Below are 8115 nucleotides of genomic sequence, written 5' to 3' on the forward strand. Positions count from 1 at the left end.
AGAGGAGGGATTACTCTTCGTCTTCTAGCTCGATGTTGATACCTAGCGAGCGAATCTCTTTCAACAGTACGTTGAACGACTCAGGCATACCAGGTTCCATGCTATGGTTACCGTCTACGATGTTCTTATACATCTTAGTACGGCCGTTAACGTCATCTGACTTAACTGTTAGCATTTCTTGTAGAGTATATGCAGCACCGTATGCTTCTAGTGCCCATACTTCCATCTCACCGAAACGCTGACCACCGAACTGAGCTTTACCACCAAGTGGTTGCTGAGTTACTAGGCTGTAAGAACCAGTTGAACGAGCATGCATCTTGTCATCAACCAAGTGGTTCAGTTTCAGCATGTACATGTAACCAACAGTTACAGGACGCTCAAACGAATCACCAGTACGACCATCAAACAGTTTAAGCTGACCAGATTCTGGCAGATCACCCAGTTTAAGTAGTTCTTTGATTAGAGACTCAGAAGCACCGTCGAACACAGGAGTAGCAATCGGTAGACCGCCACGTAGGTTCTTGATCAGTGTACGAACTTGATCATCAGACAGTTCAGCAATATCAACTTTCTGACGAGTATCACCAAGATCGTAAACCTTCTGTAGGAACTCACGGAACTTATGCAGTTCTTGTTGTTCCTTAACCATTTGGTTGATCTTGTCACCGATACCTTTCGCAGCCAAACCTAAGTGAACTTCTAGGATCTGACCGATGTTCATACGCGATGGTACACCCAGCGGGTTAAGTACGATGTCTACAGGCTGACCTTTCTCATCGTATGGCATGTCTTCAACAGGGTTAATCTTAGAGATTACACCTTTGTTACCGTGACGACCGGCCATCTTATCACCAGGCTGGATACGACGTTTAACCGCTAGGTAAACTTTAACAATCTTAAGAACGCCAGGCGCTAGATCATCACCTTGAGTGATTTTACGACGCTTAGTTTCAAACTTCTTATCGAAGTCTGCTTTTAGCTCATCCCACTGCTCAGCAAGTTGCTCAAGCTGTGTTTGTAGCGCATCGTCTTCTAGAACTTGCTCTAGCCATTGCTTACGACCGATAGTATCAAGCTTAGCTTCAGAGTAACCACCAGACAGAAGTACAGCTTTAACACGGTTAAGAAGGCCACCCTCAAGAATTTGGAACTCTTCAGTTAGATCTTTCTTAGCTTCTTTAAGCTGCATCTGTTCGATTTCAAGTGCACGCTTGTCTTTCTCTACGCCATCGCGAGTGAAGACTTGTACATCGATGATAGTACCCGAAACAGAGTTTGGTACACGTAGAGAAGTATCTTTAACATCAGATGCTTTCTCACCGAAGATAGCACGTAGTAGCTTCTCTTCAGGAGTCAGTTGAGTTTCACCTTTAGGGGTTACTTTACCAACTAGGATGTCGCCACCCTTAACTTCAGCACCAATGTAAACGATACCTGACTCGTCTAGTTTAGACAGAGCAGACTCACCTACGTTTGGAATATCAGCTGTGATCTCTTCAGAACCCAGCTTAGTATCACGAGCCACACAAGATAGTTCTTGAATGTGGATTGTCGTGAAACGGTCTTCTTGAACTACGCGCTCAGATACTAAGATCGAGTCTTCGAAGTTGTAACCGTTCCAAGGCATGAATGCGATACGCATATTTTGGCCAAGAGCTAGTTCACCAAGGTCTGTTGAAGGACCATCAGCAAGAACATCGCCACGTGCAACTGGTTCACCAGGAAGTACAGTTGGACGTTGGTTAATACATGTGTTTTGGTTCGAACGCGTGTACTTAGTTAGGTTGTAGATATCGATACCAGCTTCGCCAGGTACCAATTCATCTTCGTTAACCTTAACTACGATACGAGAAGCGTCTACAGACTGAACTTGACCACCACGTTTAGCAACCGCTGTAACACCAGAGTCAACTGCGATGTTACGTTCGATACCTGTACCTACTAGAGGCTTATCAGCCTTAAGTGTTGGTACAGCTTGACGTTGCATGTTGGCACCCATCAATGCACGGTTCGCATCATCGTGTTCTAGGAACGGGATAAGCGAAGCAGCGATAGATACTACTTGGTTTGTCGCAACGTCCATGTAGTCAACGTGATCGCGTGGGTGAAGACCAGATTCACCTTTTTGACGAGCTGTGATTAGCTCATCTGCAAACGTACCTTCTTCAGTAAGAATGGTGTTTGCTTGCGCGATTACGAATTGACCTTCCTGGATTGCAGACAGGTAATCAACTTCTTCTGTTACTACACCATCTACTACACGACGGTACGGAGTTTCTAGGAAACCGTAATCGTTACAACGTGCAAACGCAGATAGCGAGTTAATTAGACCGATGTTTGGACCTTCAGGCGTTTCGATCGGACATAGACGACCGTAGTGAGTTACGTGAACGTCACGTACTTCGAAGCCTGCTCGCTCACGAGTAAGACCACCAGGACCTAAAGCAGAGATACGACGTTTGTGCGTAACTTCTGACAATGGGTTGTTTTGGTCCATGAACTGTGAAAGCTGTGAAGAGCCAAAGAATTCTTTAACTGCAGCAGAGATCGGCTTAGCGTTGATAAGATCTTGAGGCATGATTGCATCCAGGTCACCAAGGCTTAGGCGCTCTTTTACGGCACGTTCTACACGAACTAGACCAACACGGAATTGGTTTTCTGCCATTTCACCTACAGAACGGATACGACGGTTGCCAAGGTGGTCGATATCGTCCACTTCACCAATACCGTTACGGATACCAATCAGTTTCTTCATCACTTCGATGATGTCTGATTCATCCAGAGTACCGCGCTCTTCTTCTTCTTCACGCTCGATAGAGCTGTTGAACTTCATACGGCCTACAGTTGATAGGTCGTAACGTTCTTCAGAGAAGAATAGGCTTTCGAATAGAGACTCTGCAGCTTCTTTCGTTGGTGGCTCGCCAGGACGCATCATGCGGTAGATTTCTACCAATGCAGAGATGCGATCTACTGTGCTATCTGCACGTAGAGTGTCTGACATGAATGGACCGTGATCTAGGTCATTCGTGAACAGAGTTTGTAGAGCCTTGTGACCTGCTTGAGACAGGTTAGCAAGTGCTTCTAGGCTAATCTCTTGGTTCGCGCCAACGATGATCTCGCCAGTTGCTTCATTGATGTAATCTTTAGATGCAACTTTACCAACGATGTACTCTACTGGTACTTCGATGTGCTCAACGCCATCTTTTTCAAGTTGACGGATATGACGAGCAGTAACACGACGACCAGTCTCAACGTAAGTTTTGCCGTTTGCTTCGATGTCGAATGACGCAGTTTCACCACGTAGACGATCAGGAACCAGCTCCATAAGAAGCGTTTGGTCTTTAACTTCGAAGTTCACTTTGTCGAAGAACAGATCTAGGATCTCTTCAGTCGATTTACCAAGTGCACGAAGAATAATCGATGCTGGTAGCTTACGACGACGGTCGATACGTACGAATAAGTTATCCTTAGGATCGAACTCAAAGTCTAACCATGAGCCACGGTAAGGAATTACACGTGCGTTATAAAGAACTTTACCTGATGAGTGGGTCTTACCCTTATCACTGTCGAAGAACACGCCTGGGCTTCGGTGCAGCTGGGATACGATAACCCTCTCGGTACCATTAATTACGAAAGTACCATTGTCTGTCATAAGCGGAATTTCGCCCATGTAGACTTCTTGTTCTTTAATGTCTTTTACAGTACCTGCTGGTGCATCTCGATCAAAGATAACTAGACGTAGTTTTACGCGTAGTGGCTTTGAGTAAGTAACACCGCGGATTTGACATTCTTTAACGTCAAAAACTGGCTCACCAAGACGGTAGCTAACGTATTGCAGCTCAGAATTGCCGTTGTAGCTCTGAATTGGAAATACAGAACGGAAAGCAGCTTCAAGACCGTATTGACCTTCTGGATCCTGTTCGATGAATTTGTCGAAAGAATCAAGCTGGATCGATAACAGGTATGGAATGTCCAAAACTTGTGGACGAGTACCAAAATCCTTACGGATGCGCTTTTTCTCGGTATAAGAGTAAACCATGGGGTTCCTCAGCTCGCTGATAAGTGACCCAAACCACCCAAAACACTCTTCAAGAGGGGGCGGTGACAAACAGCTGTTTACTGTAGTGAACAATCATTTCGAAAAAATGACTGTTTTTTTGCTCGGATTATGACGGTTAAACAGCGGAAAATTCGTCATAGCCCTACAGCGCAAAAAGGCCGGTGGTTAATAAACCACCAGCCATTAGCCTTGCGGCTAAGAAATTAAGTAATAATTACTTGATTTCAACAGAAGCGCCAGCTTCTTCTAGCTGTGCTTTAAGAGCTTCAGCTTCAGCTTTGTCAACGCCTTCTTTAAGCGCTGCAGGAGCTGAGTCTACAAGACCTTTAGCTTCTTTAAGACCTAGGCCAGTTGCGCCACGTACAGCTTTGATAACTTGTACTTTGTTAGCGCCAGCAGCAGTTAGGATAACGTCGAATTCAGTTTGCTCAGCAGCAGCGTCGCCGCCAGCTGCGCCGCCAGCTACAACAGCAGCAGCTGCAGTAACGCCGAATTTCTCTTCCATAGCTTCGATAAGCTCAACAACTTGCATTACAGACATTTCTGCAACTGCGTCTAGGATTTGCTCGTTAGTAATAGACATAACAATTCTCTTTTAAGTCAACAATAAGTTTAAATAGCAACCAGTGAAAAGCAAGGCTTATGCCGCAGCTTCTTCTTTTTGGTCGCGAACAGCAGCGATAGTACGAACCAGCTTGCCAGCAGAAGCTTCTTTCATGCACATCATTAGGCGTGCGATAGCTTCGTCGTAAGTTGGTAGTGTCGCTAGTACTTCAGCATCAGTAACTGCGCCTTCAAATGCAGCAGCTTTGATCTCGAAATCTTTATTCTCTTTAGCGAAGTCTTTGAAAAGACGCGCTGCAGCACCTGGGTGCTCATTAGAGAATGCGATCAGAGTTGGACCAGTGAAAGTGTCTACTAGACACTCGTAGTCTGTACCCTGAACCGCACGGCGTGCTAGTGTGTTACGAACAACTTTCATGTAAACACCCGCTTCGCGAGCTTGTTTACGTAGAGAAGTCATTGCGCCAACTTCAACGCCACGAGAATCAGCTACAACTGCAGAAAGTGCACCACTGGCAGCTTCGTTGACTTCAGCAACAATTGCTTTTTTGTCTTGAAGATTTAAAGCCATTTGGATTAACCTCTGGTTGTGATTACAGCACTCAATACAAAATGTAATGAGCGTTTACGATGTTATTTAAAAATGAATAAATTCATTTCAAACCACAACATCGCCTACGTAGGTTTTATTAAGCTATCAATAATCTAATGAAAATCGACAGCGCCTACGGTCTTGGGATAGATGATTTCAAATTGCTTTAAAACCACCCAACCACAAATATTAGGCGCAGAAGTATACACTAAATCTGCGCCTAAGCAAATTAGTTTGCTTGAGTGTCAAGACTAGCTTGATCAACAGCAACACCAGCACCCATCGTAGTAGAGATGCTTACTTTCTTCAGGTAAGAACCCTTAGCTGAAGAAGGCTTAGCTTTCTTAAGAGCAACTAGAAGAGCTTCTAGGTTCTCTTGAAGCTGGCTAGCTTCGAAAGATGCTTTACCGATAGTAGTGTGGATGATGCCGTTCTTGTCGTTACGGTAACGAACCTGACCAGCTTTAGCGTTCTTAACCGCTTCAGCAACGTTAGGAGTTACAGTACCAACTTTAGGGTTTGGCATAAGGCCGCGTGGACCTAGGATTGTACCTAGTTGACCAACAACACGCATTGCATCTGGAGAAGCAACAACTACGTCGAAGTTCATTTCGCCTTTTTTCACTTGCTCAGCAAGATCTTCCATACCAACGATATCTGCGCCAGCAGCTTTAGCAGCTTCTGCGTTTGCACCTTGAGTGAAAACAGCAACGCGGATGTCACGGCCAGTACCGTGAGGTAGCACTGTTGCGCCACGAACGTTTTGGTCAGATTTACGAGCATCGATGCCTAGGTTAACAGCAACATCTACAGACTCAACGAATTTAGCAGTCGCTAGTTCTTTAAGAAGAGCAACAGCTTCGCTGATTTCGTATTCTTTAGTTGAGTCAACTTTGTCGCGGATTACGCGCATACGCTTAGTAAGTTTAGCCATGATCTTATCCCTCTACCACTAGGCCCATTGAACGAGCAGTACCAGCAATAGAACGTTTCATTGCTTCGATGTCAGCACCAGTCATATCAGCAGCTTTAGTTTCTGCGATTTCCTGAACTTGAGCGTCAGTAACAGTACCAACTTTCTCAGTGTTTGGACGACCTGAACCAGACTTAACGCCAGCAGCTTTCTTAAGAAGAACAGCAGCAGGTGGAGTCTTAGTTACGAACGTGAAAGAACGGTCGTTGTAAACAGTAATAACTACTGGAGTAGGTAGACCTTTCTCAACAGATTCTGTTTTTGCGTTGAACGCTTTACAGAATTCCATGATGTTCACGCCGTGTTGACCTAGAGCAGGACCAACCGGTGGACTTGGGTTTGCCATACCAGCTGCAACTTGCAGTTTGATATAAGCTTCAACTTTCTTAGCCATGATATTTCCTAATATTTTGGGTACATGCGCTAGCCGCAAGGCGAGCTCCCCATAAATTCAATTAACTCTTTTTTACTTCCACAGAAGCAAAAAGGCGCGAAATTATAATCATAATTCGCGCCTTTAACAACCCTAAAAAGGTGATTTTTTATACTCTTTTATTTTGAACAACTTATGAAGTATTTATCCACAGCTTGTTCAAAACTTAGAGTTTTAGTCCAGTTTTTCAACCTGACCAAATTCAAGCTCAACCGGTGTTGCACGACCAAAGATCGATACAGATACCTTAATGCGGCTTTTCTCGTAATCTACTTCTTCAACAGTACCGTTGAAGTCAGCAAATGGACCATCGTTCACACGAACCACTTCACCCGCTTCGAACATTGTCTTAGGACGTGGAGACTCGCTCGCTTTCTCTAGACGGTTCAAGATAGCATCAGCTTCTTTATCAGTGATTGGTGCAGGACGATCAGAGGTACCACCAATGAAGCCCATAACACGCGGAATGCTGCGTACTAAGTGCCATGATTCATCATTCATGATCATTTGAACTAATACGTAGCCAGGGAAGAATTTACGTTCACTTTTACGGCGTTGGCCTGCACGCATTTCCACTACTTCTTCAGTAGGTACTAGCACATCGCCAAATAGTTCTTCCATGTTGTGCATTTTAATATGCTCGCGTAGCGACTGTGCAACACGACCTTCAAAGCCAGAAAAGGCTTGAACTACATACCAACGTTTTTTTGGAGCTTCACTCATGAATCAGAACCCTCTACACCCCAGTTGCTAGAGAAACTAGACGGACCATAATGCCGTCAATTCCCCAAAGCACTAGAGACATAACAATACATACAGCTAAAACGATCAATGTAGTTTGCATAGTTTCTTGGCGAGTAGGCCAAACAACTTTACGAATCTCCATACGAGATTCTTTTGCAAAATCGATCGCAGCTTTACCTTTAGTTGTTGTTGCTGCAACGCCTAGTGCGGCAGCAATCAGCACAACTACACCTGCAGCGCGAATTACAACAGACAATTCACCATACAGGTAATTACCCACAACAGCAGCAGCCAACAGAACAAAAGCGACAATCCACTTCATTGTATCTGCTGCACCTGAGCTATCAGGAGTTTCAGCGTTTGCTTTCATAAAACCAACCTGTGATAAGTCTTAAATATAGACGACAATAACCCCGCTGTTGCAGGGCACATTCCTTTGCGTTGCAAAACAACACATCTAACAGTCATTTTAGTCAAAAAGACCGTTTAATTCTTTGCTAAGAGCAAAAATCGATGTCAAAACATCCAACTCTTTTTTTAGCGCAGAAAAAGGGCATCAAATGATGCCCTTTTTACTAGTGGTTCGTCAAATCTTATGCAAAGATTTTAGCTACAACACCAGCACCAACTGTACGGCCACCTTCGCGGATTGCGAAACGTAGACCTTCGTCCATTGCGATTGGAGCGATTAGCTCAACAGTCATTTGAACGTTGTCACCTGGCATTACCATTTCTACGCCTTCAGGTAG

Annotated in this window: 7 protein-coding genes and 1 pseudogene; all 8 read right to left on the reverse strand. The window is 44.6% G+C overall.

Annotation, left to right across the window (positions count from 1 at the left end):
- Nucleotides 1–10 precede the first annotated feature (10 nt).
- Nucleotides 11–4039: a DNA-directed RNA polymerase subunit beta gene (rpoB, locus tag AB4484_RS02435; RefSeq protein WP_017060526.1), complete on the reverse strand. Its 4029-nt coding sequence runs from the start codon at nt 4037–4039 to the stop codon at nt 11–13.
- Between the two features lie 235 nt (nt 4040–4274).
- The gene (gene rplL / locus AB4484_RS02440; protein ID WP_017631516.1) at nt 4275–4643 is read right to left on the reverse strand and encodes a 50S ribosomal protein L7/L12; all 369 of its coding nucleotides are present in this window, start codon (nt 4641–4643) and stop codon (nt 4275–4277) included.
- Nucleotides 4644–4700: 57 nt separating this feature from the next.
- The gene (rplJ, locus tag AB4484_RS02445) at nt 4701–5195 is read right to left on the reverse strand and encodes a 50S ribosomal protein L10 (protein ID WP_010435550.1); all 495 of its coding nucleotides are present in this window, start codon (nt 5193–5195) and stop codon (nt 4701–4703) included.
- A gap of 250 nt (nt 5196–5445) precedes the next feature.
- The gene (gene rplA, locus AB4484_RS02450) at nt 5446–6150 is read right to left on the reverse strand and encodes a 50S ribosomal protein L1 (RefSeq protein WP_017060523.1); all 705 of its coding nucleotides are present in this window, start codon (nt 6148–6150) and stop codon (nt 5446–5448) included.
- Between the two features lie 4 nt (nt 6151–6154).
- The gene (rplK, locus tag AB4484_RS02455; protein WP_010435555.1) at nt 6155–6583 is read right to left on the reverse strand and encodes a 50S ribosomal protein L11; all 429 of its coding nucleotides are present in this window, start codon (nt 6581–6583) and stop codon (nt 6155–6157) included.
- A 213-nt stretch (nt 6584–6796) separates the two neighbouring features.
- On the reverse strand, nt 6797–7345 hold the full coding sequence (gene nusG, locus AB4484_RS02460) for a transcription termination/antitermination protein NusG (RefSeq protein WP_010435556.1): 549 nt from the start codon (nt 7343–7345) through the stop codon (nt 6797–6799).
- Between the two features lie 13 nt (nt 7346–7358).
- Nucleotides 7359–7736: a preprotein translocase subunit SecE gene (gene secE, locus AB4484_RS02465; RefSeq protein WP_010435558.1), complete on the reverse strand. Its 378-nt coding sequence runs from the start codon at nt 7734–7736 to the stop codon at nt 7359–7361.
- A gap of 223 nt (nt 7737–7959) precedes the next feature.
- Nucleotides 7960–8115: pseudogene (gene tuf / locus AB4484_RS02470) on the reverse strand (elongation factor Tu); the annotation flags it as partial.

Origin of the sequence: Vibrio sp. 10N.261.46.A3 (assembly GCF_041472995.1) — a bacterium.
In the GTDB taxonomy this organism is placed as follows: domain Bacteria; phylum Pseudomonadota; class Gammaproteobacteria; order Enterobacterales; family Vibrionaceae; genus Vibrio; species Vibrio coralliirubri.